The sequence below is a fragment of the Flavobacterium salmonis genome (assembly GCF_903819435.1).
GTDB classification, from domain to species: domain Bacteria; phylum Bacteroidota; class Bacteroidia; order Flavobacteriales; family Flavobacteriaceae; genus Flavobacterium; species Flavobacterium chungangense.
This window is the reverse complement of sequence record NZ_CAIJDP010000086.1, coordinates 1-25800: the sequence shown is the minus strand read 5'-3', so window position 1 is coordinate 25800 and position 25800 is coordinate 1. Positions and strand designations below refer to the sequence as shown.

Genomic DNA, 25800 nt, shown 5'->3' with positions numbered 1-25800 from the left:
AATTTAATCTCTTAGCCATTTCAGCATTTTTGGAAAAGGTTCTTTATCTTCTTTAGCTGCGCGTTCTTTTCCTAAAGTAAGTCCTGCCCATTCCAGAAAGGGCAATCCAATATAATTTTCATTGGTAAAATTTGAAATCAGCCATTTTGATTCATTTTTGTATCCGTTGGGATGAAATACAAATTCAATAGGCAACTCTAAATGTTGTGCTGCAGCAAAAGACCATAAAATAGCCCCTATTTCTTCGCCTTGTGAAGGCCAGTCTGAAGCCATTCTATCCGTTCCTGCGATTTTTCTTTCGGCAGAAGTTGTAACAGCCAGATGCCCAGCTTCGTGAAGGATGTCTCCAGGATATAATAATTTTTCGAAATCAATATAAAGACAGTTTGGCCCTAAACTCAATCCGGGCAAAAAAGAAGTTTCGAGTACTTTCTCAAACACGTCTATCCCGATTTCGTTTAAGAATCCCAGGACTTTTTTTAATTCAAAAGATTGATTTTGTACAGTCATTTTAATAAATTATTTCGCAATTAAATCGGTGTACCAGAATCCATAATCAAATGCATTGGTTGCGTTTGTGTCGCAGGCTGTATTCGAAGAATCCTGATTTTTAGGCTTTTCATATTTACGATAAACAGTTTCACCAATTTCAAAACTAATTGGTTCTGAAAAAACAGGACCATCAAAAGTAAAAGTATGAAATTCTCCGTTTTCACCACAAACATCTACATTTTCCGGTAAATCATTTATAAAATCCTGATCTATAATCCGGCCAACAAAACTTTTATCGAGGTAACGTTCGTTTACACACACAACAATAGTTTTAAACCCTAAGCTGATAAACTCCTGAATTAACTCTTGTGTTGAAATTTTCCATAAAGGAAATTCGGCTTCAAAGCCAATTTCGGCTAATTTATCTTCACGGTATTTTCGTAAATCTTCCAGAAAAATATCTCCAAAAACCGAATGTGTGATGCCTTGTTTTTTCAGTTCAGATAATGTTTCAGTCATGACATTTTCATAAACTTCCATGGTTGGCATCTCTGGAATCTGCATTATTTTTAAAGGTAAACCAATACTTTTTGCCTGAGATTCGAGCAATCCTACACGTACACCGTGCATCGAAATTCGCTGATATTGCTGGTTGACACTTGTTAATAAACATTCTATTTTAAAATCAGAATTTTGAAGGATTTTGTATAAAGCCAGAGCAGAATCTTTTCCGCTGCTCCAGTTAAATAAAGCTTTTTTAGATGTTGACACGATTGTATAATTTTCTAATGTAAACATACAAATTTCATTCGATTTGTTGATGAAACCTTTGTAACTTTGGATTTTGCCTTCAATTTAATTCAATGAAATACATTCTATTATTTTTCACCGTCTTGGGTTTTGCACAACAAACCCAATTTGTCGATTTTAAATCCGTTTCCGCACAATTAAAAATAAATGCCAATGAAAAATCGGTTTCAGGTTTGGTTGACTATGAATTTGAAGTTTTGAAACCAGTTGATACCATTAAGATTGATGCCAGAAACATGGAATTTTCAAAAGTAGAAATCAACCAAAAACAAGCTGTTTTTATTAATACGGGGAAGCAATTGCAAATCATAGATCATTTTCAGAAAGGTGAGAATCAATTAACTTTTGAATATTCAGTAAAACCAAAACAGGCTTTGTATTTTGTAAACATTGAAAACGCTGAGGTACAAATCTGGACACAGGGGCAGGGAAGGTACACGAGTAACTGGTTTCCGAGTTTTGATGATGTAAATGAAAAACTGATTTTCAATTTAGGAATTTTGTACAATAAAGATTATCAGGTTCTTTCGAACGGAATTTTAAAAGAAAAAACTGAGAACAGCAATCAATTTCACTGGCAATACCAAATGAAAAAACCAATGAGCTCCTATTTGTTGATGTTAGCCATTGGAAAGTTTGATAAAAAAGAATTCAGATCAAAGTCTAAAATTCCGCTTGAATATTATCTTGAGCCTAAAGATAAAAACTGTTTTGAACCTACCTACCGATATTCTAAGCGTATTTTTGATTTTTTAGAAAAAGAAATAGGAGTGAAGTATCCCTGGGAAATCAACAGGCAAATTCCGGTTCGGGATTTTTTATATGCCGGAATGGAAAACACTACGACAACACTTTTTGCAACCCGACATGTAGTGGATTCGATTGGTTTTGAAGACCGAAATTATACTAATGTTGATGCACACGAGTTAGCGCATCATTGGTTTGGAGATCTGATTACCGCCGAAAGCAGCACACACCACTGGCTTCAGGAAGGTTTTGCTACTTATTATGCTTTATTGGCCGAAAAAGAAATTTATGGCGAAGACTATTTCTATTCGAAATTATACGATACGGCACAACAACTTAAATTTGCTTCCAGAACCGATACAATTCCGGTTTTGAATGCCAAAGCCAGTTCGTTGACTTTTTATGAAAAAGGGGCCTGGGTATTATTTGTTTTGCATGAATCAATTGGCGACAAAGCATTTAAAAAGGCTGTAAAAAGTTATTTAAAAAAGTATGCCTATCAAACAGTCAATACCTGGAATTTCTTTGATGAGATTAAAAAAACATCCGATTTTGATTTGGAAAAATTTCAGAAAACCTGGCTTGAAACAACTGCTTTTGATACACCAACGGCCAATGCTCTTTTGAGTAAAAATAAAGCAATTCAGGATCGTCTGGAAATTGATAAACTTAAAAAAACACCTTTGGCAGAAAAGCAGGATTACTTTTTAAAAATTTTAAATTCAGATGCGTATCACGCTGTAAAAGTATCTGTTATTGATCAAATTGAATCTGAAAAACACGAAGCTAAAAAAACACTCTTAATAGCTGCTTTAAAGACCAATAATACTAAAGTTCGTCAGGCTGTGGCTGAAAATTTATCGACAATTCCTGAAGATTTTAGAACAGAATACGAAAGTTTACTCGAAGACAAATCCTATCAGACACAGGAAATAGCTCTTTATTTTTTGTGGAAGAATTTTCCGGAACGCAGAACAGAATATCTTTACAAAACTAATACCTGGATTGGATTCAATGATTACAACCTGCGTACTTTATGGCTTTCATTAGCATTGTCCACAACAAATTACAGCAATGATCCCGAAGTTTTGGTTTCAGAATTAATTGCTTTTTCTTCTACAAAATATGAAGCTACCACTAGACAAAATGCTCTGGAAAAGTTAATTGCTTTTAAAATAATTAATGATCAGGTTTTGAGTAATTTAGTCAACGCTACAACCCATCATATGTGGCAATTTTCGAAATTTGGAAGAGAAATGATTCGATTTTTATTAAAAAATTCTGAAATGCGTGCTTCGTTTGAAAGAATTTTGCCTAATTTGAACCCCGATGAACAATTTCAATTAAATCGTTTATTGACAGAATAAAAATGGATGCAAGAACCAAGAGTCGGGTAACATACTTTAAGAATTTACAGAGATTTTTTTTCTTGATTCTTTTTTTTCTTTCGTTTAACAAAAACAAAATCTACAGTTAATTTATGAGAGCATTGGTTATTTCTGGTGGCGGCAGTAAAGGAGCATTTGCCGGCGGTGTTGCACAATATTTATTAGAAGTAAAAAGACATAAGTACGATTTATTCCTCGGGACTTCAACCGGAAGTTTATTGATTCCGCATCTCGCACTCGGAAATATTGAGCAAATCCATTCGATTTATACCAACGTCAACATGTCTAAAATATTTAACATTTGCCCTTTTGTTGTGAAAGTTAAGGACGGTGTAGACATTGTAACGATTAATCACTTCAATGTAATTCGGCAGTTTTTTAAGGGAAAAAGAACGTTTGGAGAAAGCAAAGGATTAAAGAAATACATTAGAAATAACTTTTCATTGTCTGATTTCAATAAGTTGAAAAAACTTAAAAAAGATGTTGTTATTACTGTAACCAATTTTACAAAAAACGAAGCCGAATATAAATCGATAAAAGAGTGTACTTACGAAGAGTTTTGTGACTGGTCCTGGATTTCGAGTAATTATGTACCTTTCATGAGTCTGGTCGAAAAAAACAATTTCGAATATGGTGATGGTGGATTTTCAAGTCTGGTTCCCATTCGTGAAGCAATCAACCGTGGAGCAACAGAAATTGATGTAATTATTCTGGAAACGGAAGTCAATATGGAAAAAACCGTTATAGGAAAAAACCCGTTTTCTTTGATGATTGATTTATTTCGAATTGCTTTGGATCAGGTTGAAAAACACGACATTGCTATAGGAAAACTAATAGCAAACAATAAAAATGTAAAACTTAATTTATATTACACACCAACTAAGTTGACTAATAATGCTTTGATTTTTAATAAAGAAGTGATGAAAACCTGGTGGGAGCAAGGATATGAATATGCTCAGAATAAATCTGAGATTATGAGTGATAATAGGTAAAAAACTAAGATTTTAGTATCAAGTATTAAGCTGTAATAAATAGCTATATGTATGTGTCTTAATACTTGATATTAAAACCTTACTTCTCCACTACCATAACTCGGCAACCTCATTCTTAATATATCCCAAAGCAGCATTACTAGGAGATTGTTTCTCTAATAAATCGTTCAAAATTACTTCACGTAATTTATCAGCACTGTCGACACGATCGCTCATGGTGGCTTTACGGATCATTTGTATAGTTGAGTTCTTAGCTGTTGTGATAATAGTCCAGCATTCATCAGACATGTAAATCTGCTGAGTCAGATTGTGCTCAAACTCCTGTTCGATCTGGTCAATTACAAAGTTTTCATAATCGTGTTTTTGATTAGAAATCGGTGCAATCCGAATCAATAATTTGGTCAGGTTGATACGTTCTAAAAATAAGGTCATACGCTCGTATGCCTGCAAACGTATTGGCAAAGATTGTTTGTGATATTCTTTGTTTAATAAAAAAGCACGTTTTTTGTCATTGTTTTTAATGTGAAGTTCGAAAAAACTGTAGGCCACAAATCCCGTAACAATCGCAGGCAAAGTATAACTCGCTAATTCTATAATTCTTGTAAAATCCATTTTCAAATATTTTTAGCAAAAATATACTTTTTGCAGAGAAATTCACTTTAAAATTATTTAATAAACTAAATGGAAGCCTTACTTTTGTGCCAATTTTCATAACTTTTTGGAATACAAATTTTTAATGGATTCATATATAATAATTTTACTTTGTTTAGCTGCATTTGCAGCAGGATTTATTGATGCAATTGTGGGCGGCGGCGGATTAATTCAAACTCCCATGGGATTAATTTTATTACCGAATCTTCCAGTTTCGACAGTCGTAGGGACCTTGAAAATTCCAGCGTTCAGCGGCACTGCTTTTGCAGCTTTCCAATATCTTAAAAAAGTTGTAATTCAGTGGAAATTACTTTTAATCATGATGGGTTTGGCAATACCCTCAGCATTTTTGGGTTCAACAATATTAACTTTGGTAAGCAACGATTTTATGAAACCGCTTTTACTGGTGGTTTTGTCATTGTTATTTGTTTACACCTATGCTAAGAAAAATTTCGGACAGCATGTTGCCAAAGATCATTCCTATAAGACACAAATTTTATATGCTGTTTTTATTAGTATAATTGTTGGCTTTTATGACGGATTTATTGGTCCGGGAACAGGAAGCTTTTTTGTTGTTGCTTTTATTGCCTTAATGGGTTTTGATTTTTTGCACGCGTCTGCGAATGCGAAAATGGTAAACCTTGCAACCAATTTCGGATCTATTTGTTTATTTGCAATAAAAGGAAAAATTATCTGGACCATTGCAATACCTATGGCGATAAGTAATGGGCTTGGCGGATGGCTTGGCGCAAAACTGGCTATCAATAAAGGTAATGGTTTTATTAGAATTTTCTTCCTGATTGTGGTAATCGGTACACTTGTCCGGTTTGCTTATGATGTTTTTTATAAAAAGTAATAAAGAAAATTCCTTTCTTTATTTTTCTCTCCTTATTTTGAGTTTATGTCATCGATTACAGTTTGCAGATATTTCTGGTTTTTTCTTACTGTTTTACGAATTTCATAATTACAGATAGTCTTTTTTTAGATGTTAATTTTTACATATTTAAATATATTTTAACATTTTATTAGGTATTGTCTGAAAAAAAATATAAATTCGTGTAATCGATTACATTTGTAAAAGTCAAATGTTTTCGATTTTAATAAATGAGTTTCAGAAATCGAGTATAATTTTTTGAATGAATAATAATTACTAACTATCATAAAACCTTTATTAAAATGAAAAAAAAATTAACCAGTTTATTCGGTGTATTGTGGCTTTTTCCACTTTGCATGTTTTCACAAATTTATGTTTCACCAACAGGTACCGCTGGCAATCCGGGTACTTTGTCAAGTCCTACTACGCTGGCAAATGCCATAGTAACAGTAAGCCCCGGGCAAACCATTTATATGCGGGGCGGTACATATTCAATAGCTTCCACAATTTTGATTGAAAGAGCAAATAGTGGCGCATCAGCTAATCTTAAACGTATTGAAGCTTATAATAGTGAAGTTCCAATTCTTGATTTTTCAGCACAAACTGAGAGTTCTTCAAACAGAGGGATTGTTTTAGATGGACTTTATTGGTATTTTAAAGGAATTACTATTAGAAATGCAGGTGATAATGGTATGCTGCTTTCAGGTAATAATAATACTATAGATAATTGTATTTTTGAAAAAAACAGAGATACCGGTCTTCAGTTAAGCAGATATACCACAAGTTATACTTCAATTAGTCAATGGCCTTCCAATAATTTGATTCTCAATTGTGAGTCTTTCGACAATAAAGACTCAGGTTCAGAAAATGCAGATGGTTTTGCAGCAAAACTTACCTGTGGACAGGGCAATATATTTAGAGGATGTATTTCTCATAATAATATTGATGATGGCTGGGACTTGTATACTAAAACAGATACAGGACCAATCGGGATTATTTTATTTGAAAATTGTGTAGCATATAATAATGGTACACTGACAACAAGCGGAACTTCCGGAAGTGGAGATAAAAATGGTTTCAAATTAGGAGGAGAAGGTATTGCTGTAAATCATATTGTGCGACGTTGTATTGCTTATGGTAATGGCCAACATGGTTTTACAGATAATAACAATCTGGGATCTATAGAAATGTCTAATAATACCTCTTATAATAATGCAGAGAGTAATTTTAATTTCCGAACAGGCGGAACCCATCAGTTCAGAAATAACCTGTCGTTTAACTCAGGCAGCAGTGATAAAAAAACAGGAACCGATGTAAGCAATTCTAATGTATGGTGGATAAACAATGTTAGTACAAATGGAGGTTCACTAGTTGTAAGCAGCGCAGATTTTGTTACTTTAACTGCCCCAACAGTTACTAAAAATGCAGACGGAAGCCCTAATTTAGGTAATTTTTTAACATTAAGTGCCTCCAGCGATTTAATAAATGCGGGTGTTTCTGCTACCGGAATTACTTTTAACGGCACAGCTCCGGATCTTGGAGCAAGAGAATCAGGAGGAACCCCTGTTACGAACTATACGCTTACAACTACTGCAAATCCAACAGCAGGAGGAAGTATTGTGCGCAGTCCTAACGCTACCTCTTATGCCGCCGGAACTGCTGTCACACTTACAGCAACCCCTGCGTCCGGATACACATTTACGAGCTGGAGTAACGGAGCAACAACTGCTACAATAACAGTAACGATGAATGCCAATAACACAATTACAGCAAATTTTACAGCAACAACAACTTCTTATACTTTAACTACAACAGCTGCACCAGCTGCTGGCGGCAGTATCAGTCGTAGTCCAAATGCAGCCAGTTATACAAGCGGAACTGTAGTAACCCTTACTGCAACACCTGCTTCCGGTTACACGTTTGCAAGTTGGAGTAATGGAGCAACAACAGCTTCAACCACGGTAACGATGAATGCCAACACCACAATTACAGCAAATTTTACAGCAACAACAACTTCTTATACTTTAACTACTACAGCCAGCCCAGCTGCTGGTGGCAGTATCAGTCGTAGTCCAAATGCGGCCAGTTATACAAGCGGAACTGTAGTAACCCTTACTGCAACACCTGCTTCCGGTTATACGTTTGCAAGCTGGAGTAATGGAGCAACAACAGCTTCAACCACAGTAACGATGAATGCAAATACAACAATCACTGCAACTTTTAGTCCGGTAACTACAGGTAATACTACCTTAAGAATTGATGATAATACCACCACAACAAATGGGTATTGCGGGGCTGATGGATCTCGTCAAAGCAGTTATACAGGGGCTGATGGAGGTTTTTATATTAATCTGTCTAATTCAGCTGCAAAAGGAATAGATTATTCCATCAATGTACCTTCAGCAGGAACTTATACAATTAAATTTAGATACGCTAATGGTAGTAGTTCTTCGGCCTCGGTAGCCAAAGTAGTTTTAAACGGTGCTACTGCTATTGCCAGTTTAGGATTTCCTAAAACTACAAATTGGAGTACCTGGTCTACTACTGCAGATGCAACAGTTACACTGGTAAGCGGAATAAACAGAATAAGATTAGAAACAACCGTAAGTTCAGAATTTGCTAATATTGACTGGTTAGAAATAACAGGAAATTCTCCAACAGCAGCTAGTTGCAGCAGTTCAGCTAAACTAGCATCATCTAATAAAGCTATTGCAGAAACTGCTTCTGTTTCTGTTTCCGAAGCAGTTGTTTCACCAAATCCTGCTGAAAACAGTATCAACTTAATCGTTACTGCAACAGAAACTAAAGAAGCAAATATTACATTGTCTAGTGTGAACGGGCAAATACTTGTTTCAAAAAAACAAATATTAGCGAACGGACAAAATGTAATTGCGGTTAATGAACATTCAATTTCTGCCGGTTTATACATATTAACTGTACAGGCAGCTGATATTCAAAAATCAATTAAAGTGATTGTGAAATAATAAACACATAACCTTGATCAATAGCCACTTCATAATAATTAAGAAGTGGCTATTTTTTTGATTAATAATCGATATTCAATCTTTTTTTAATTTTTACAGGGTTAAAAAAATAGCATTAATTTGATTCGACTTACATAATAATTGGTTTTGTATATATACAATTTCTAACGCTTAAATTCTTATTTTTGCATAAAAGGAGAAAAATTTCATGCAAAATTATATTGACCAGCTCAACGAAGCACAAAGAGAACCCGTTTTACAAAAAGACGGTCCAATGATTATTATTGCTGGTGCCGGTTCGGGAAAAACCCGTGTTTTGACAATCAGGATTGCCTATTTAATGTATCAGGGAATTGATGCATTCAATATACTTTCACTCACATTTACCAATAAAGCTGCCCGTGAAATGAAACACAGGATTTCAGCAATTGTTGGGGCAAGTGAAGCAAAGAACTTATGGATGGGGACTTTTCACTCTGTATTTGCACGTATTCTCCGTTCAGAATCTGAGCATTTAGGGTATCCTTCTAATTTCACTATTTATGATTCTCAGGATTCACAACGACTGATTTCTTCCATTATAAAAGAAATGCAGCTTGATCGTGATATTTATAAACCCAAACAAGTTTTGGGAAGGATATCGACCTATAAAAACAGTTTGATTACTGTAAAAGCCTATTTTAATAATCCTGAATTGATGGAAGCCGATGCAATGGCAAAAAAGCCACGTTTAGGCGAAATTTATCAGCAATATGTTGAACGCTGTTTCAAAGCAGGAGCAATGGATTTTGATGATTTGTTGTTGAAAACCAATGAATTATTAACTCGTTTTCCGGAGGTTTTAGCTAAATATCAGAATCGTTTTCGTTATATCCTGGTTGATGAGTACCAGGATACGAATCATTCGCAGTATCTGATTGTAAGAGCTTTGTCAGACAGATTTCAGAATATTTGTGTAGTTGGTGATGATGCCCAGAGTATTTATGCCTTTCGAGGAGCCAACATCAACAACATTCTGAATTTCCAAAAAGATTATGAAGGGGTGAAGATGTTTCGTTTAGAACAAAATTATCGTTCTACCCGAAATATTGTTGAAGCGGCAAATACGGTAATGGAACATAATAAAACCAAACTGGATAAGGTAGTTTGGACAGCTAATGATTATGGGCACAAAATTAAAGTGCATCGAAGTCTGACTGATGCCGAAGAAGGCCGTTTTGTAGCCAGCACTATTTTCGAACAAAAAATGCAAAATCAACTGCACAATGGTGCTTTTGCTATTTTATACCGTACAAATGCCCAATCTCGTGCTATGGAGGATGCATTGAGAAAAAGAGATATTCCGTATCGAATTTATGGAGGACTTTCATTTTATCAGCGTAAGGAAATTAAAGATGTTTTGTGTTATTTACGTTTGGTAATTAATCCAAAAGATGAAGAAGCACTGATTCGTGTGATTAATTATCCGGCACGGGGAATTGGAGATACAACTGTTGAAAAATTGACTATTGCAGCCAATCATTACAAACGCTCAATTTGGGAAGTAATGGTGAATATTGATAAAATCGATTTGAAACTGAATGCCGGAACAAAGAACAAACTGAAGGATTTTGTTACTATGATTCAGAGTTTTCAGATTATTAATGAGAATCAGGACGCTTTCTATATTACTGACCATGTTGCTAAGAAAACGGGTTTGGTACAAGAACTTAAAAAAGATGCTACTCCGGAGGGGATGGCTAAAATCCAGAATATTGAAGAACTTTTAAACGGTATTAAAGATTTTACAGAAGGACAAAAAGAAATAGACGGAGCAAGAGGAGCTTTGTCTGAATTTATGGAAGATGTAGCATTGGCTACAGACTTAGATAAAGACACATCTGATGAAGACCGTGTAGCCTTAATGACTATTCACTTAGCAAAAGGTTTAGAATTTCCACATGTTTTTGTGGTAGGAATGGAAGAAGATTTGTTTCCGAGTGCAATGAGTATGAGTACACGAAGTGAATTGGAAGAAGAACGTCGTTTATTTTATGTAGCTTTAACCCGTGCTGAACATCAGGCATATTTAACCTATGCGCAATCACGTTATCGTTGGGGGAAACTGACAGATAGTGAACCATCACGTTTTATTGAAGAGATAGACGGTCAGTATTTAGAATATTTAACGCCTTCAGAAAGCAATTATCGTTATAAACCCACGATTGATAGTGACATATTTGGTGATGTCGATAAATCGAAACTCAGATTAGCAAAACCAATAGGAGGAACACCTCCAAAACCTATTACGTCTAATGAATCCACTCCCGATTTAAATATTCGAAAACTAAAGCCTGTTGCAGGAACAAATCCAAATGCTGCTGCTAATTTATTTGATAATAAACTAACCGTAGGCAATATTGTAATGCATGAACGTTTCGGCAAAGGAGAAGTTATCAATTTAGAAGGAGTTGGAGCTGATAAAAAGGCCGAAATTAAATTTGAAGTAGGTGGAATTAAAAAACTTTTGCTGAGATTTGCTAAGTTAGATGTTGTAGGATAATAAATGTTTTGATTTTCAAGTTTTCGTAAGGTAACTTTAAATCTGAAACAAAATAAAATTTAAAGAAAAAAAAAATGGCTGAATTCATAAAAATATATCCCGACAAACCCAGTGAAGCTGCTATTGCAAAGGTGATCAAAGTACTTCAGAATGGAGGTTTGGTTATTTACCCAACAGATACTGTTTACGGATTAGGTTGTGATATAACTAATTCCCGTGCTTTAGAAAAAATTGCAAAAATTAAATGTATAAAATTAGAAAAGGCAAATTTCTCTTTTATCTGTCATGATTTAAGTAACTTATCAGATTATGTTCGTCAGATAGATACGGCTACTTTTAAAATATTAAAAAGAGCATTGCCGGGGCCTTATACTTTTATTCTGCCCGGAAATAATAATCTTCCAAAAGAGTTTAAAAAGAAAACAACCGTAGGAATTAGAGTTCCTGATAATAATATTATTTTAGAAATTGTTCGGCAATTGGGAAACCCTGTAGTATCAACTTCTATTCGTGATGAAGATGATGTAATTGAATATACAACTGATCCGGAATTGATTTTTGAGAAATGGCAAAATCTCGTAGATCTTGTCATAGATGGTGGTTATGGGGATAACGTAGGTTCAACAATTATAGACCTTTCAGAACATGAGCCGATTATTATTCGAGAAGGAAAGGGGAATGTTGATGTTTTGTAAAAAAAAACTTAAAACAGCTATTCGTAGAAAAAATATTACTAACTTTATGATTAGTTAAATTTAGTTAGTTAATTAAAAAAGTTTATCCTTGCGGATACTAAAAAAGCAGGTCATTTGACCTGCTTTTTCTGTGTAATTCAATATGTATTGAATTATTTTGCCTGTTTTTTCATTTCTTTTTCAATCATATCATAAAACTGATCAATTTTTGGCATAACAACAATACGGGTTCTTCTGTTTTTTCCTTTGTTTTCCGGAGTATCGTTTGCAACTAAAGGCACATAAGAACTTCTACCGGCTGCAATTAATTTAGCTGGATTTACACCTAAATCGTTTGTTAAAACTCTAACAATTGAAGTAGAACGTTTAACACTCAAATCCCAGTTATCAAGTAAAACTCCGTTACTTCTATAAGGAACATTATCTGTGTGACCTTCAACCATACACTCAAAATCTGGCTTATCATTGACTACTTTTGCAACTTTAGCTAAAACACCTTTTGCAGCATCAGTTACTTCATAACTACCACTTTTAAATAATAATTTGTCAGCGATAGAGATAAATACAACTCCTTTTTCAACATTGATTTCAATATCCGGGTCATTGATTCCAACAGCACCTTTTAAACTTGTAACTAATGCTAATGTTACACTGTCTTTTTTAGTAAGAGCATCTTGAAGTCTGGAAATTTTTAAATCTTTTTCTTTTAAACTTTCCAATGATTTTTCAAGATTTTCTGCACCTTTAGTAGTTAAAACTGTCAAATCTTTTGAGCTGTTTATTAAATCTTGATTGTGTTCTTTATAACTCGCAGCCGTAGCAGCCAATCCTGCTTTTTCTTCCAGACATGCATTCAATTTTACAGTACAAGAATTTAATAAATCCTGAGTCTCTTTGTTTTTAGCTTCCAATTCAGCATATTTCTTTTTTGAAACACACGATGTTAAAGCCATTAATACCGATAGTGCGATTACTATTTTTCTCATAGATGTTAAATTTAATTAGACGTTAATTACAAATTTAGTTTTTAATATTTTGATTAATGTTAAAGATTTCTTTAAAAAAAACCAATTTCTTTATATAATAGATGAAAACGATACTTTTTATAGTGTAGTATTTTTGCATTTGAAAATCTTTTCTCTTTTTTAGATAAATTAATGAAAGACAGTAAAATGAAAAATGGGCATGTAAAATTGCAAGTGTTAGTTTAAATTTTCCTTGTGTTAAAAATCTTACTCCGGCAATTCCATCCAGTACCATTCTGAAGAAAATTATAAAAAACAATCCTTTTTTTGGAAGATTTTTGACCATCATCAGTAATGAATTTCTGAAATTCAAATAAGTCTTTTTCGGATTTCCTTGTTGCAGTGTTGCCCCTCCAACATGGTAAACAATAGACTGTGAATTATATTTGATAGTATGTCCTTCGTTTAAAGCACGCCAGCACAAATCAATTTCTTCCTGATGTGCAAAAAAAGATTCATCAAATCCTTCTAATTCATCATAAATTTCTTTTCGGATAAAAAAACAAGCTCCCGATGCCCAGAATATTTCACAATTATCATCATATTGACCACTGTCTTTTTCTAACGTATCAAAAATTCGGCCCCGACAAAATGGATAACCATACTTATCAATGAATCCTCCGGCTGCTCCGGCATACTCAAAATATTCCTTATTTTTAAAATCAAGAATTTTAGGTTGGATAATAACTGTATTTTTTTCTAAATCAAAGGTTTCAATAATAGGTTTTAACCAACTTTCGGTCACTTCAATATCCGAATTAACTAAGGCATAAATTTCGGCATCAACTTCTTTCAAAGCATCATTGTAGCCTTTGGCAAATCCATGGTTGTCAGTATTTTTAATGATTTTTATCGTTGGAAAATGCTGTTGAACGAAATTTACTGAATCATCTGTTGAAGCATTATCGGCTACATATATAGTAGCATCTGGAGAAAATTTAATTACTGATGGCAAAAATTGTTCTAATAATTTTATTCCATTCCAATTTAAAATGACAATCGCAACTTTATCCAAAAGTAATCTTTTTAATAATTTAATAAATCTCTTTGTAGTCTGGCAGTGATTTCAAAAACTCATATTTCTCGTTTTCAAAATCCATCTGGCAATAATAATGATGCAGACCATTTGTGACTTTCAAAAACCGTGCCTGCATTGTCATATTGTAACGCGCAATTTGATCAAAAGTTGCCTGAGATATTTTTACTTCTGGTGCTTTGCATTCTACTAATATATGTATTGAACCATCCGAATTAAAAACTACAACATCATAACGTTTTCGTAAACCATTGACCGTTAAAACTTTCTCGACGTTAATGAGCGATTTTGGGTATTTTTTTTCATTCATTAAATAATGAACAACATGTTGGCGAACCCATTCTTCAGGGGTAAGAATTATAAATTTTTTTCTGATTTCATCAAAAATAGACACTTTATTTTCGCTATTTTTGAATCGAAAATGATAGATTGGAAAATTTAATCGTTGCATAAAGCAAAAATATAAAATAGTTTGAGGTTTCAGGTTTAAACTTGAAACTTTAAACTTGAAACAAAATTTGGATGGACGAAGTTGTAAAAATTGTTAATGATATCAAAGCAGGAAATATAAAACCAATTTATTTTTTAATGGGTGATGAACCTTATTATATCGATAAATTATCAGAATATATTGAACAGAATATCCTTTCGGAAGAAGAAAAAGGATTCAATCAAACTGTTTTATACGGAAGGGATGTTTCTGTAGAAGATATTGTTTCAACAGCAAAGCGTTATCCGATGATGGCAGACCGTCAGGTTGTTATCGTAAAAGAAGCTCAGGATTTATCAAGAACTATTGATAAAATTGAATCTTATGTAAATAATCCAATGGAAACAACGGTTTTGGTTTTTTGTTATAAATACAAAACACTTGATAAACGTAAAAAAGTGACTAAATTATTAGCACAAAACGGAATCGTTTATGAAAGTAAAAAATTGTATGAAAATCAGGTAGCGGACTGGATTAAGCGCGTTTTGGCAGGAAAGAAATATACAATTGACCCGAAAGCAAATGCCATGCTGGTAGAGTTTTTAGGGACAGATTTGAGTAAAATCAATAATGAATTAGAGAAATTACAGATTATTTTACCACAAGGAACGGTAATTACACCACAACATATCGAAGAAAATATTGGTTTCAGTAAAGATTATAATGTTTTTGAACTTCGAAAAGCGATCGGTGAACGTAATCAGTTAAAAGCGTATAAAATTGCCGAAAATTTCGCTCACAATCCAAAAGAATATCCTTTAGTAATGACAACCGGATTGGTTTTTGGATTTTTTGTTCAGCTTTTAAAATATCATGGGCTTAAAGACAAAAATCCAAAAAACGTAGCAACAGCGATTGGCGTAAATCCTTATTTTTTAAAGGAATATGATCTGGCTATCAAAAATTATCCAATGCGAAAAGTCAGTCAGATTGTTGGGGCATTAAGAGATGTTGATGTAAAAAGTAAAGGCGTTGGAGCCAATGCCTTACCCCAATCAGATTTGCTAAAAGAAATGCTTTACAAAATATTTAATTAAGCGATTAAAATTCACGATATTTGCACTTCTAAAAAAAATACCACTTTAAATTATTACACAATTATGGGAATGAATAAAAATACCGTTTTAGGATGGGCTACTTTTATAATGGTAATCATGGGATTGTTACTTATAGGTCTTGGTGCTTTTAGGTATAGTGAAGTATCAGGTTGGGGATTTGCAGCAACTGGAGTTGGATTTTTAGCAAATGCATGGGTTTTTAATGCCTTAAAAGGTAGGGTTTAGGTTTGTTGTTTATAGTTTGTTGTTATGGCGAGGATAGATAAATTTGAAGATTTAGAAATTTCGCAGAAAGCAAGAGAATGATGTCAATATGTTGAGTTATTAATTCAAACAACAACTTTAAAAACAAATTATTCACTAAAAGATCAAATAGATTAGGAGTTCAGGATCTGTAATGGATAATATTGCAGAAGGTTTTGAAAGAAATGGAAATAGAGAATTTATACAATTTTTAAGTATAGCAAAAGGTTCAGCTGGAGAAGCAAAGTCACAATCTTATAGACCTTTTGATAAAAAATTGATTTCAAAAGAACAACATTTTAAATTAAATGAAATGACTGAAATTGAAAAAAATAAAATAGGAGCAATGATGAATCATTTAAGAAATTGTGAAATCAAGGGACTTAAATTTAAGTAATTTAACAATAAATAATAAACTAAAAACAATAAACATAATATGTCAGACGATAAGAAAGTAATTTTCTCAATGCAGAAATTGAGCAAAACCTATCAGGGAGCAGACAAACCGGTACTTAAAAATATTTATTTAAGTTTCTTTTACGGAGCTAAAATTGGTATTTTAGGTCTTAACGGTTCCGGAAAATCTTCGCTTTTAAAAATTATTGCAGGTGTAGATAAAAACTATCAGGGAGATGTGGTTTTTCAGCCAGGATATACAGTTGGGTATTTGGAGCAGGAGCCAATCCTTGATGATTCTAAAACCGTTATCGAAATTGTCCGTGAAGGAGCTGCTGAAACAATGGCAGTTTTAGAAGAATATAATCAAATCAATGATTTATTTGGTCTTGAAGAAAATTATTCAGATCCAGATAAGATGGACAAATTGATGGATCGTCAGGCAGCTTTACAAGACAAAATTGATGCTCTTGGTGCCTGGGAAATCGATACCAAATTAGAAATCGCAATGGATGCATTGCGTACGCCGGAAGGCGATACACCTATCAAAAACCTTTCAGGAGGTGAGCGTCGTCGTGTAGCTTTATGTCGCTTATTATTGCAGCAGCCGGATGTATTACTTTTGGATGAGCCTACCAACCACCTTGATGCTGAGTCGGTTCTTTGGTTAGAGCAGCATTTAGCACAATATGCAGGAACTGTTATTGCTGTAACGCACGACCGATATTTCCTTGATAATGTTGCAGGTTGGATTCTTGAGTTGGATAGAGGAGAAGGTATTCCATGGAAAGGGAACTATTCTTCATGGTTAGATCAAAAATCAAACCGTATGGCTCAGGAAGAAAAAGTAGCTTCTAAACGCAGAAAAACGTTAGAGCGTGAGTTAGAATGGGTTCGTCAGGGAGCAAAAGGTCGTCAGACAAAACAAAAAGCGCGTTTACAGAACTACGATAAATTATTAAATGAAGACCAAAAACAATTGGACGAAAATCTGGAAATCTACATTCCAAATGGTCCACGTTTAGGTACGAATGTTATTGAAGCAAAAAGTGTAGCTAAGGCTTTTGGAGACAAATTATTGTACGATAACCTGAATTTCACTTTACCACAAGCCGGAATTGTTGGAATTATCGGGCCAAACGGTGCTGGTAAATCTACCATTTTCAAAATGATTATGGGAGAACAGGCAACTGACAGTGGAGAATTTTCAGTTGGTGAAACTGTGAAAATCGCTTATGTAGATCAATCACACTCTAACATCGATCCAAATAAATCGATTTGGGAGAACTTCGCAGACGGTCAGGAATTAATTATGATGGGTGGAAAACAAGTAAACTCAAGAGCTTATTTATCACGTTTCAACTTTGGTGGTGGAGAACAGAATAAAAAAGTTTCAATGCTTTCTGGAGGAGAACGTAACCGTCTTCACTTAGCAATGACATTAAAAGAAGAAGGAAATGTACTTTTACTGGATGAGCCTACGAATGACCTTGATGTAAACACCCTTCGAGCTCTTGAAGAAGGTTTAGAGAATTTTGCAGGTTGTGCCGTTATTATTTCGCACGACAGATGGTTCTTAGATAGAATTTGTACACATATCTTAGCTTTTGAAGGTGACTCTGAAGTATATTTCTTCGAAGGAAGTTTCTCTGATTATGAAGAAAACAAAAAGAAACGTCTTGGCGGTGATTTAACTCCAAAACGTTTGAAATACAGAAAATTGATTAGATAGTTTTCTGAAAATTTTAATTTTAAAATCCCAAATTCCAAATTGTAAAAGATTTGAAATTTGGGATTTTTTGTTTTAATAATTTTTAATGTAGTTTGTCATTTCGACGGAGGAGAAATCTTCCCGAGTAACTCCGTTCCAAATAGATCAATCTTTGTCGAGCTTCTTGTGAAGATTTCTCCTCCGTCGAAATGACAATATTGTATCAAATTGAAATTTACAGAAATTTAGCTTTCAATTCCGGTGTCGGAATCATACAGCTTTCTTTTTTGCCGTACCATTTGTAGCGGTTTTTAGCAATATAATCGTAAATGTAATTCCGTACTTTTTCAGGGAAAATTTTAAAAATTGAAATTAAACTGTAAATCCCGCCTAATTCTTCTGCAATTTCAATAGCTGCAGATGATTTGTAGTAATAAGCGACTCCGGGATTATAGAAAATGATACTGTCAATTTTAGTCTGATCTACACCAATATAACTGCAAATTTCTTTTCCCAAATCAGATTGCAATGCTGTAAAACGAAAAATATCTTTTTTATCGTGCCTGATAATGAATTGAACTGCTCCGTTGCATAAATTACAAACACCGTCGAAGAGGATTATTTTTTTGTTCCCGGCAGTCATTGCGAGGAACGAAGCAATCTCACTATGTACTTCCATTTTTAACTTTTATTATTCAGTAATTATACTTTTTATTTCTTCATACAAATCTTTCCAGGTTGGATTCATTGAACGAATTAAATCATTTTTTGCTTCTCTTGAACCTACTTTGATTTGTTTTTCTCTTGTAATGGCATCTTCAATCCACTGAAATTGCTCATAATAAACTAAAATGTTTACATTATAACGAGCCGAAAATGACTTTGGATATTTTTTGCTTTTGTGTTCTAAAATTCTTTCAGAAAGATTTGAAGTCACACCAGTGTAAACAACAGTTTGATATTTATTGGTGATGATGTAAACAAATCCTGGTTTCATGTTTAAAATTTTTAAGTTTTTTGTAATTGCGAGGAACTAAGCAATCGCCTATTTGAAGGACTTGTTTATTTTAGTGTGATTGCTTAGTTCCTCGCAAAGACTTCTGATTGTGAAAAATAAAATACTATTTCTTCACAGCTTCTACCAATTCCAGTTCATCCAGACTTACTTTCGACGTAAAAATACCGTAATTTACTGTTGCTTTATTTTTTTCGATAGCATCAATACTTCCAACAGATCTTCCGTCGAGCATTCGAACACGGTCACCAACCTTTAAAATAGGTTTTGGTTTTTCAATTACAGGTTTAAGTTTCTTCTCTTTTTTCTCTTTTCGGATTTCTTCAACTTGTACAGCAACTTCAGCAACAACTTCTTTTTTCTTTTCGATTATGGCTTTGGCTTCTTTAGGAGTTGCTTTTTTACGTTTTGAATTTTCAATTTCTATGATTTTCAAAAATTCTCCAATAAGCTCTTTCTTGTTTTTATTGTTGAAATATTTCTCAGAGATATCTTCAATTTTCTGACCAATGTAAATGGTCTTCTGGTTGCTGTCATACAATTCCTGATAGCTTTCCAGTTTCTGTTTGATTTTTACATTGATGTTTTCCATCTTTTTGCTTTCTTCACGTGCTCTGGTTTCTTCCTCTTTTAAATTCAGAGAAGTTTTTTCCAATTTTGAACGCTCTTTTTGTAGTGTTGCAATAGTTTTGTCAAAACGAACTTTTCCAACTTCAATTTTCTTTTTCGCACGATTAATCAGTCCAAACGGAATTCCATTTTTCAGCGCAACTTCAAAAGTAAACGAACTTCCGGCCTGACCTAAAGCCAGTTTGTACATCGGTTCGAGTGATTTTTCATCAAACATCATATTGGCATTCGTTGCATATGGTAATTCGTTAGCCAAAATCTTTAAATTGGAGTAATGCGTAGTGATAATTCCGAACGCTTCACGATGATAAAATTCTTCAAGGAAAATTTCTGCCAGAGCACCACCCAGTTCAGGATCTGAACCTGTACCAAACTCGTCAATCAAAAACATGGTTTTATGATTACATTTCTTCAAGAAATAATTCATGTTTTTTAATCGGTAGCTGTAAGTACTTAAATGGTTTTCAATAGACTGATTATCTCCAATATCAGTTAAGATTCTGTCAAACAAAAAAGTTTCACTTCGCTCATGAACCGGAATCAACATCCCGGATTGCAGCATTAATTGCAATAAACCAACAGTTTTAAGCGAAATGGTTTTTCCTCCCGCATTTGGTCCGGAAATCACAATGATTCGGTTATCTTGTTTTAATTCAATGGTCTGAGGATGCGTAACTTCTTGTTTTTGTTTGTTATTCAGATACAAAATCGGATGATACGCTTCTCTAAAGAACAATCTTCTTTCTTCAGTAATTGTTGGAAGGATTGCGTTAATTCTGTTAGCGTATTTTGCTTTTCCGGCAACGACATCAATATCACTTAAAAAATCCTGATATTCAATTAGTAAAGGGAGATATGGTCGAATCACATTCGATAAATTCTTTAAAATTCTCGTAATTTCTTCTTTCTCTTCGTATTCTAAATTGGCTAATTCACGAGAATATTTTAGTGTAGCTTCAGGTTCGATATAAGCAATACTTCCGGTTTTGGAACTACCTAAAATTGAACCTTTTACTTTACGGCGATACATGGCTAAAACAGCTAAAACTCTGCGATTTTGCACAAAGCTTTCTTTAATATCATCAAGATATCCTAAACCATTGTATTGTGTCAGTGCAACACCAAAACTTTGGTTTACTTTACCGCGAACCAAATTCATATTTTGGCGAATACTTAATAAAGCAGGAGAAGCATTGTCTTTTATTTCTCCGTATTTATCTACAATCGCATCAATTGCAGTGATGATATCTTTGGTCAGTTCTACACGTGATGCTCTTGCATTTAAGTTTGGATAATAATCGTCGAATTTTCGTAAGAAATTCAACAGGACATTTGTCGTTGCAGAAAGATTGGCGATTTTTCTGAAACTTCCCACTTCAAGAAAACTGTCTTCAATTGCCAAAAACTTAATTTCATGCGTGATGGGGTCAAATCCGTGATTCGGAATGGCGTTGTTATTTTCAAAAGACGAAACATATTCAGAGGTCTGCATTAAGGCCTGCATCAAAGTTTCTTTGTCTCTAAATGGTTTTATTTGTAAAGCTTTTTCTTTTCCAATATCGGTATTGCATCCATCTGAAATGGTTTCGAGAACGGTTGGAAATTGTAAATCTTGTAATGTTTTTTCGGTAATACTAATCATTTAATTTCTTTAAGAAAGTGAAGGCAAAAATACAAAAAATAGTAGCATCGAGAACTGTAAAGTTTAGATCTAATTTTATTCGTTGTAAATATGATTTCAATAAAAAAATTCTGAAATTCGCATAAAAAAATTATGGACGTTAAAATACATGATTCCTGGAAGCCGGTTTTGAATGAAGAATTCGAAAAACCGTATTTCAATGAGTTAATTGAATTTGTAAAATCTGAATACACGACAAAAGTCTGTTATCCAAAAGGTAGCCAGATTTTTTCAGCTTTTGATCATTGTCATTTCGATCAGGTAAAGGTGGTGATTATCGGACAAGATCCTTATCATGGTGCCAATCAGGCGAATGGTTTGTGTTTTTCTGTAAATGACGGAATTCCATTTCCACCTTCTTTATATAATATCTTTAGAGAAATAGAAACCGATTTAGGTAAGCCGTTACCCAAAACCGGGAATTTAGAACGTTGGGCAGATCAGGGTGTTTTTCTTTTAAATGCAACTTTGACAGTCAGACAATCTGAAGCCGGAAGCCATCAGGGAAAGGGGTGGGAAAAATTTACTGATGCCGTTATCAAACAAATTTCTGCTGAAAAAGAAAATGTCGTTTTCTTGCTTTGGGGAGGTTTTGCTCAGAAAAAAGCAACTTTGATTGATGCTTCAAAACATCATATTTTAAAATCTGGACATCCTTCGCCTTTAAGTGCAAACAGAGGATTTTGGTTTGGAAACAAACATTTTAGCCAGACCAATACTTTCCTGAAAGCAAAGGGATTAAAAGAAATTGAATGGTAGTGTTTTAAGTTAGATTGGATTTTTTTGTCAATCAAACTTACGAATCATCAAAGAATTAAAAAAAGGGATTATCTTTGCACCACATTCAACACAAACTAAGTTTCATGAGTTCAGATTCTAGCAAAAGGTACGCACAAAGAGGTGTTTCGGCATCAAAGGAAGACGTACACAACGCCATAAAAAACATTGATAAAGGTTTATTTCCGCAGGCTTTCTGTAAAATCGTTCCTGATTATTTAACGCAGGACGAAGAACATTGCCTGATTATGCATGCTGACGGAGCCGGTACAAAATCGTCTTTGGCGTATATGTACTGGAAAGAAACCGGAGATATTTCAGTCTGGAAAGGAATCGCTCAGGATGCTTTGATCATGAATATTGATGATTTATTATGTGTGGGAGCAATCGATAATATTCTGCTTTCTTCCACTATCGGAAGAAACAAAAATTTAATTCCTGCCGAAGTTATCTCTGCAATCATCAACGGAACAGAAGAATTAATAAACGAATTAAAATCTTTCGGCGTAACGATTCATTCAACAGGAGGAGAAACTGCTGATGTTGGGGATGTGGTTCGTACTATTATTGTAGATTCAACCGTTACGGCCCGTATGAAACGAAGTGATGTTGTAGACAATGCAAACATTAAAACCGGAGACGTAATCGTTGGTTTGGCTTCTTTCGGACAGGCAACTTACGAAAAAAGCTATAACGGCGGAATGGGGAGCAACGGATTAACATCTGCACGTCACGATGTTTTCGGAAAATATTTAGCTAAAAAATACCCTGAAAGTTTTGATGCAGCCGTTCCTGAAGAATTGATTTATTCAGGTCAGGTTAATTTGACTGATGCTGTAGAAAACAGTCCAATAAATGCAGGGCAGTTAGTGCTTTCGCCAACCAGAACTTATGCGCCAATCATTAAGAAAATTTTAGACACTTATACGCCAAATGAAATACACGGAATGGTGCATTGCAGTGGAGGAGCGCAGACTAAAATTTTACATTTCGTTCAAAATTTACATATTGTAAAAGACAATTTATTTCCGGTTCCGCCATTGTTCAAACTGATTCAGGAGCAATCAAAAACAGATTGGAAAGAAATGTATCAGGTTTTCAACTGCGGTCATCGTATGGAACTTTATATGCCTGAAAATATTGCTCAGGATATTATTGCGATTTCAAAATCATTCAATGTCGATGCACAAATCGTAGGAAGGGTAGAAGCTGCTGATGTTAAAAAACTGACTATCACCAGCGAATACGGAACTTTCGAATATTAAAATATATAACTATTAGCTTTTTTAGGAGCTAATCCCGCTATTCGTTACAATCTTTTGCTTTTTAAAGAAAAAGCAAAAGGATTTTCACTTCTATCGGGGCTAAAATTATAGTTGCATAAGAATTACAGTGGTTATCCATAATTTTCAAGATCTGAATTTTTTAATCTTTCAATGTTTTAATCTTTTAATTTAAAGATATGTATGAACTGCTTTTTTGGAGATATTTAGACGAAATTTACCTGAATAATCAGGAAGTTTATGAAGCTTTACTTGAAAAGCAGGAAATTGAAGGTCTTGAAATTCTTCCCATACAGATAATCCTTAACCGAATTGGCTCAGTTTTCTCACAATGGGAAAAAGTGGATGAAAACAGCTGGAAAAATAATACTGGAAAAGGTGCTTTTCAAATTATTACTACACCACAAAGCATAAAAATAGACTGTTACGGGACCGAAGGCAAAACTATGAACAAACTGGTAGATTTACTGGAAGAGTTCAAATGTCCTTTATATGATCCACAAGTTCCGGAACGCTATGACGAAATGAGCGAGTAATTTTTCTCTTCTATAATTTTAAAATTCCTTCATGACATCAGATTTAAATTTCACAGATAATATTTTTTTAGAAGATGATTTTGTTTTATTGCGTTCCCTGCAGGAATCAGACGTTGAAAATTTATTAGAAATATCTATCAACGAGCCCGAAACCTGGAAATATTCTTTAGTAGGCGCTGACGGAAAAGAAAATCTCATCAATTATATTCAGTCTGCTATAAAAGCAAGAGAAGCCAAAAAAGAATTTCCTTTTATAGTTTTTGATAAAAAATCCCAAAAATACGCAGGCTCAACCCGATTTTACGATATAAACTTAGATTTTAAAACTCTTCAGTTAGGATATACCTGGTACGGTTCTGTATTCAGGGGAACCGGACTTAATAAACATTGTAAATTTTTATTACTTCAATTTGCATTTGAAACTCTCGGACTAGAACGTGTAGAATTCCGTGCTGATAATAATAACGACCGAAGTATTGCTGCAATGAAAAGTATTGGTTGTAAAGTCGAAGGCGTTTTGCGAAGTCATATGCCAACAGCAGAAGATGGAGTTCGACGCGATTCAATCGTTTTAAGTATTCTTAGAAATGAATGGTTTGGCGAAGTCAAGGAAAAACTAAAACAAAAATTGTAGAATTTATAAAAACTTCACGAAATTAGCACTTTAAAATTAATAGCGAAATATGAAAATAAATCTAAAATCAGGAATTGATAAATTGCTTTTCGGAATGAAGCAAAATGATGTAACAGCAGTTTTAGGAAAACCTGATAAGAATTACAAAGATGAAGATGATAATGTAATTTTTGTTTACAATGAACAAAAAATAAGATTAACTTTCTATCAGGAAGAAGATCTGAAATTAGGATATGCAGTTGCTTCCAGTAATGATCTCGAGGTTTTCGGATTTAAGTTAATAGGAAGAAAAATTGCAGATGTAAAAAAAGATTTGGCAACCAAAGGAATTACAAAATACAATCAGGAGACTTTTGATACTTTTGAAAATTATTTCAACGAAGACAATTGGTTCATTCTGCAAACTGAATTTGATGAAGTAGTGAAATTCGAAATAGGAGCAATCATTAATAATAAAGATGAGTTTGATTGGAAATTCCCGGTTAAGAAATAAGAGATAAAAAAAATAGAAAACAGAAAAAACCGATAAGATTAGTCTTGTCGGTTTTTTTTTAGTTTTAGAGTAATATATAAGTATAGTTTTTTTGCTATACTATAAATATAAGTTTGTATCCGACAGGTTTTCAAAACATCTGGGGTTTGTTTTTGAGTATACATATAATATATATTTATAGAATGTGTCAGGTTGAAGGAAGATGAAGTCTTTTTTAGGTACCGATTGGAATTTAAAAATTGAGAATAGACAATAATAAGTAGCATATTCCTTCTATCTTTTTTGAATACTCTCTATAAAAAGGATTTCGGATGCTTCCAGGGTTAAAAATCCGGTTTTTAGAAGAGGTTAAGTTAGGGATGGAGGTTTTGAAATAATAATAAATTCAGATAAAAAAGGCAATAAATACTAAAAACTCTTCAAAATGGGTAACCTTAGCATAATAGAAAGTATTAAAACTGTATTATTGTTAAGAAAAAACTTATATTAAAATAAAAAAGTTAAATTATAAACAAGCTGTTACCAGACAGTTAAGAAAAAGAATAAAAAAAGGTTGAAATTTTATAATAAAAAGGCTTGGTAAAGTGGATAAAGGTTGTACTTTTGCACCCGCAACA

At 33.7% G+C, this 25800-nt stretch carries 23 protein-coding genes and 1 pseudogene; 15 read left to right on the top strand and 9 right to left on the bottom strand.

Going from position 1 to position 25800, the window contains the following annotated elements; genetic code table 11:
* Nucleotides 1-3 precede the first annotated feature (3 nt).
* A complete protein-coding gene (locus tag FLACHUCJ7_RS20690; protein ID WP_180910282.1) occupies nucleotides 4-510 on the bottom strand; it encodes a hypothetical protein in 507 nt (168 codons plus the stop codon).
* Between the two features lie 9 nt (nucleotides 511-519).
* The gene (locus tag FLACHUCJ7_RS20685; protein ID WP_180910281.1) at nucleotides 520-1290 is read right to left on the bottom strand and encodes a Dph6-related ATP pyrophosphatase; all 771 of its coding nucleotides are present in this window, start codon (nucleotides 1288-1290) and stop codon (nucleotides 520-522) included.
* A gap of 65 nt (nucleotides 1291-1355) precedes the next feature.
* Between FLACHUCJ7_RS20685 and FLACHUCJ7_RS20680 the strand changes: the two genes are divergently transcribed.
* Entirely contained in the window at nucleotides 1356-3416 is a 2061-nt protein-coding gene (locus tag FLACHUCJ7_RS20680) for a M1 family metallopeptidase (protein WP_180910280.1), read from the top strand.
* Nucleotides 3417-3529: 113 nt separating this feature from the next.
* On the top strand, nucleotides 3530-4429 hold the full coding sequence (locus FLACHUCJ7_RS20675) for a patatin-like phospholipase family protein (RefSeq protein ID WP_180910279.1): 900 nt from the start codon (nucleotides 3530-3532) through the stop codon (nucleotides 4427-4429).
* 90 nt (nucleotides 4430-4519) lie between these two features.
* Here FLACHUCJ7_RS20675 and FLACHUCJ7_RS20670 read toward each other — a convergent pair whose 3' ends face one another.
* A complete protein-coding gene (locus FLACHUCJ7_RS20670) occupies nucleotides 4520-5041 on the bottom strand; it encodes a DUF7935 family protein (RefSeq protein WP_180910278.1) in 522 nt (173 codons plus the stop codon).
* Nucleotides 5042-5165: 124 nt separating this feature from the next.
* Here FLACHUCJ7_RS20670 and FLACHUCJ7_RS20665 point away from each other — a divergent pair, with 124 nt between their 5' ends.
* The 4 genes from FLACHUCJ7_RS20665 to FLACHUCJ7_RS20650 all read left to right on the top strand — a co-directional run bounded on the left by FLACHUCJ7_RS20665 (nucleotide 5166) and on the right by FLACHUCJ7_RS20650 (nucleotide 12175).
* Nucleotides 5166-5936 (top strand): sulfite exporter TauE/SafE family protein, encoded by a 771-nt coding sequence (locus FLACHUCJ7_RS20665; RefSeq protein ID WP_180910277.1) that lies wholly within the window; start codon nucleotides 5166-5168, stop codon nucleotides 5934-5936.
* Between the two features lie 320 nt (nucleotides 5937-6256).
* Nucleotides 6257-8938 (top strand): InlB B-repeat-containing protein, encoded by a 2682-nt coding sequence (locus FLACHUCJ7_RS20660; RefSeq protein WP_180910276.1) that lies wholly within the window; start codon nucleotides 6257-6259, stop codon nucleotides 8936-8938.
* Between the two features lie 208 nt (nucleotides 8939-9146).
* Entirely contained in the window at nucleotides 9147-11480 is a 2334-nt protein-coding gene (locus FLACHUCJ7_RS20655) for an ATP-dependent helicase (protein ID WP_078229990.1), read from the top strand.
* Nucleotides 11481-11554: 74 nt separating this feature from the next.
* Complete coding sequence (locus FLACHUCJ7_RS20650) at nucleotides 11555-12175, top strand: L-threonylcarbamoyladenylate synthase (RefSeq protein WP_180910275.1); 621 nt, start codon at nucleotides 11555-11557, stop codon at nucleotides 12173-12175.
* Nucleotides 12176-12327: 152 nt separating this feature from the next.
* Here the strand turns inward: FLACHUCJ7_RS20650 and FLACHUCJ7_RS20645 are convergent, their stop codons facing one another.
* The 3 genes from FLACHUCJ7_RS20645 to FLACHUCJ7_RS20635 are packed head-to-tail and all read right to left on the bottom strand — an operon-like array spanning nucleotide 12328 to nucleotide 14687.
* Nucleotides 12328-13161, bottom strand: a complete 834-nt coding sequence (locus FLACHUCJ7_RS20645; protein WP_031454675.1) for an OmpA/MotB family protein — start codon at nucleotides 13159-13161, stop codon at nucleotides 12328-12330.
* Nucleotides 13162-13195: 34 nt separating this feature from the next.
* Nucleotides 13196-14215 carry a glycosyltransferase family 2 protein gene (locus tag FLACHUCJ7_RS20640; RefSeq protein WP_180910274.1) on the bottom strand — a complete coding sequence of 340 codons (1020 nt, stop codon included), beginning with the start codon at nucleotides 14213-14215 and terminating at the stop codon, nucleotides 13196-13198.
* A gap of 19 nt (nucleotides 14216-14234) precedes the next feature.
* Nucleotides 14235-14687, bottom strand: a complete 453-nt coding sequence (locus tag FLACHUCJ7_RS20635; RefSeq protein ID WP_180910273.1) for a type I restriction enzyme HsdR N-terminal domain-containing protein — start codon at nucleotides 14685-14687, stop codon at nucleotides 14235-14237.
* Nucleotides 14688-14758: 71 nt separating this feature from the next.
* On the opposite strand from FLACHUCJ7_RS20635, the gene holA reads away from it, so the two are divergent.
* From holA to ettA, 4 genes and pseudogenes are all read left to right on the top strand, one after another.
* Nucleotides 14759-15763: a DNA polymerase III subunit delta gene (gene holA / locus FLACHUCJ7_RS20630; RefSeq protein WP_078229986.1), complete on the top strand. Its 1005-nt coding sequence runs from the start codon at nucleotides 14759-14761 to the stop codon at nucleotides 15761-15763.
* 69 nt (nucleotides 15764-15832) lie between these two features.
* Nucleotides 15833-16009 carry a CAL67264 family membrane protein gene (locus FLACHUCJ7_RS20625; protein ID WP_180910272.1) on the top strand — a complete coding sequence of 59 codons (177 nt, stop codon included), beginning with the start codon at nucleotides 15833-15835 and terminating at the stop codon, nucleotides 16007-16009.
* Nucleotides 16010-16033: 24 nt separating this feature from the next.
* A pseudogene (locus FLACHUCJ7_RS20620) lies at nucleotides 16034-16424 on the top strand (four helix bundle protein).
* Nucleotides 16425-16463: 39 nt separating this feature from the next.
* Nucleotides 16464-18155, top strand: coding sequence for an energy-dependent translational throttle protein EttA (gene ettA / locus FLACHUCJ7_RS20615; protein WP_180910271.1), 1692 nt, complete (start codon nucleotides 16464-16466; stop codon nucleotides 18153-18155).
* 214 nt (nucleotides 18156-18369) lie between these two features.
* On the opposite strand, the gene FLACHUCJ7_RS20610 is transcribed toward ettA, so the two are convergent.
* The 3 genes from FLACHUCJ7_RS20610 to FLACHUCJ7_RS20600 form a co-directional block, all read right to left on the bottom strand.
* A complete protein-coding gene (locus tag FLACHUCJ7_RS20610) occupies nucleotides 18370-18813 on the bottom strand; it encodes a thiol-disulfide oxidoreductase DCC family protein (RefSeq protein ID WP_180910270.1) in 444 nt (147 codons plus the stop codon).
* 12 nt (nucleotides 18814-18825) lie between these two features.
* Nucleotides 18826-19131 carry a GIY-YIG nuclease family protein gene (locus tag FLACHUCJ7_RS20605; RefSeq protein WP_180910269.1) on the bottom strand — a complete coding sequence of 102 codons (306 nt, stop codon included), beginning with the start codon at nucleotides 19129-19131 and terminating at the stop codon, nucleotides 18826-18828.
* A gap of 124 nt (nucleotides 19132-19255) precedes the next feature.
* Nucleotides 19256-21421, bottom strand: coding sequence for an endonuclease MutS2 (locus FLACHUCJ7_RS20600; RefSeq protein ID WP_078229981.1), 2166 nt, complete (start codon nucleotides 21419-21421; stop codon nucleotides 19256-19258).
* 132 nt (nucleotides 21422-21553) lie between these two features.
* On the opposite strand from FLACHUCJ7_RS20600, the gene FLACHUCJ7_RS20595 reads away from it, so the two are divergent.
* The 5 genes from FLACHUCJ7_RS20595 to FLACHUCJ7_RS20575 all read left to right on the top strand — a co-directional run bounded on the left by FLACHUCJ7_RS20595 (nucleotide 21554) and on the right by FLACHUCJ7_RS20575 (nucleotide 25183).
* On the top strand, nucleotides 21554-22219 hold the full coding sequence (locus FLACHUCJ7_RS20595) for a uracil-DNA glycosylase (RefSeq protein ID WP_180910268.1): 666 nt from the start codon (nucleotides 21554-21556) through the stop codon (nucleotides 22217-22219).
* A 104-nt stretch (nucleotides 22220-22323) separates the two neighbouring features.
* The gene (locus FLACHUCJ7_RS20590) at nucleotides 22324-23502 is read left to right on the top strand and encodes an AIR synthase related protein (RefSeq protein WP_180910267.1); all 1179 of its coding nucleotides are present in this window, start codon (nucleotides 22324-22326) and stop codon (nucleotides 23500-23502) included.
* 197 nt (nucleotides 23503-23699) lie between these two features.
* Nucleotides 23700-24056, top strand: a complete 357-nt coding sequence (locus tag FLACHUCJ7_RS20585) for a hypothetical protein (RefSeq protein ID WP_078229978.1) — start codon at nucleotides 23700-23702, stop codon at nucleotides 24054-24056.
* A 31-nt stretch (nucleotides 24057-24087) separates the two neighbouring features.
* Nucleotides 24088-24690 (top strand): GNAT family N-acetyltransferase, encoded by a 603-nt coding sequence (locus tag FLACHUCJ7_RS20580; protein WP_180910266.1) that lies wholly within the window; start codon nucleotides 24088-24090, stop codon nucleotides 24688-24690.
* 49 nt (nucleotides 24691-24739) lie between these two features.
* Nucleotides 24740-25183, top strand: a complete 444-nt coding sequence (locus FLACHUCJ7_RS20575) for a hypothetical protein (RefSeq protein WP_078229976.1) — start codon at nucleotides 24740-24742, stop codon at nucleotides 25181-25183.
* Nucleotides 25184-25800: the final 617 nt, after the last annotated feature.

Coding starts and splice junctions, on each gene's coding strand:
- FLACHUCJ7_RS20585 (WP_078229978.1), top strand. CDS start 23,700: ATGTATGAACTGCTTTTTTGGAGATATTTAGACGAAATTTACCTGAAT.
- ettA (WP_180910271.1), top strand. CDS start 16,464: ATGTCAGACGATAAGAAAGTAATTTTCTCAATGCAGAAATTGAGCAAA.
- FLACHUCJ7_RS20655 (WP_078229990.1), top strand. CDS start 9,147: ATGCAAAATTATATTGACCAGCTCAACGAAGCACAAAGAGAACCCGTT.
- FLACHUCJ7_RS20685 (WP_180910281.1), bottom strand. CDS start 1,290: ATGTTTACATTAGAAAATTATACAATCGTGTCAACATCTAAAAAAGCT.
- holA (WP_078229986.1), top strand. CDS start 14,759: ATGGACGAAGTTGTAAAAATTGTTAATGATATCAAAGCAGGAAATATA.
- FLACHUCJ7_RS20580 (WP_180910266.1), top strand. CDS start 24,088: ATGACATCAGATTTAAATTTCACAGATAATATTTTTTTAGAAGATGAT.
- FLACHUCJ7_RS20665 (WP_180910277.1), top strand. CDS start 5,166: ATGGATTCATATATAATAATTTTACTTTGTTTAGCTGCATTTGCAGCA.
- FLACHUCJ7_RS20675 (WP_180910279.1), top strand. CDS start 3,530: ATGAGAGCATTGGTTATTTCTGGTGGCGGCAGTAAAGGAGCATTTGCC.
- FLACHUCJ7_RS20670 (WP_180910278.1), bottom strand. CDS start 5,041: ATGGATTTTACAAGAATTATAGAATTAGCGAGTTATACTTTGCCTGCG.
- FLACHUCJ7_RS20575 (WP_078229976.1), top strand. CDS start 24,740: ATGAAAATAAATCTAAAATCAGGAATTGATAAATTGCTTTTCGGAATG.
- FLACHUCJ7_RS20600 (WP_078229981.1), bottom strand. CDS start 21,421: ATGATTAGTATTACCGAAAAAACATTACAAGATTTACAATTTCCAACC.
- FLACHUCJ7_RS20610 (WP_180910270.1), bottom strand. CDS start 18,813: ATGGAAGTACATAGTGAGATTGCTTCGTTCCTCGCAATGACTGCCGGG.
- FLACHUCJ7_RS20625 (WP_180910272.1), top strand. CDS start 15,833: ATGAATAAAAATACCGTTTTAGGATGGGCTACTTTTATAATGGTAATC.
- FLACHUCJ7_RS20645 (WP_031454675.1), bottom strand. CDS start 13,161: ATGAGAAAAATAGTAATCGCACTATCGGTATTAATGGCTTTAACATCG.
- FLACHUCJ7_RS20605 (WP_180910269.1), bottom strand. CDS start 19,131: ATGAAACCAGGATTTGTTTACATCATCACCAATAAATATCAAACTGTT.
- FLACHUCJ7_RS20680 (WP_180910280.1), top strand. CDS start 1,356: ATGAAATACATTCTATTATTTTTCACCGTCTTGGGTTTTGCACAACAA.
- FLACHUCJ7_RS20590 (WP_180910267.1), top strand. CDS start 22,324: ATGAGTTCAGATTCTAGCAAAAGGTACGCACAAAGAGGTGTTTCGGCA.
- FLACHUCJ7_RS20650 (WP_180910275.1), top strand. CDS start 11,555: ATGGCTGAATTCATAAAAATATATCCCGACAAACCCAGTGAAGCTGCT.
- FLACHUCJ7_RS20635 (WP_180910273.1), bottom strand. CDS start 14,687: ATGCAACGATTAAATTTTCCAATCTATCATTTTCGATTCAAAAATAGC.
- FLACHUCJ7_RS20595 (WP_180910268.1), top strand. CDS start 21,554: ATGGACGTTAAAATACATGATTCCTGGAAGCCGGTTTTGAATGAAGAA.
- FLACHUCJ7_RS20660 (WP_180910276.1), top strand. CDS start 6,257: ATGAAAAAAAAATTAACCAGTTTATTCGGTGTATTGTGGCTTTTTCCA.
- FLACHUCJ7_RS20690 (WP_180910282.1), bottom strand. CDS start 510: ATGACTGTACAAAATCAATCTTTTGAATTAAAAAAAGTCCTGGGATTC.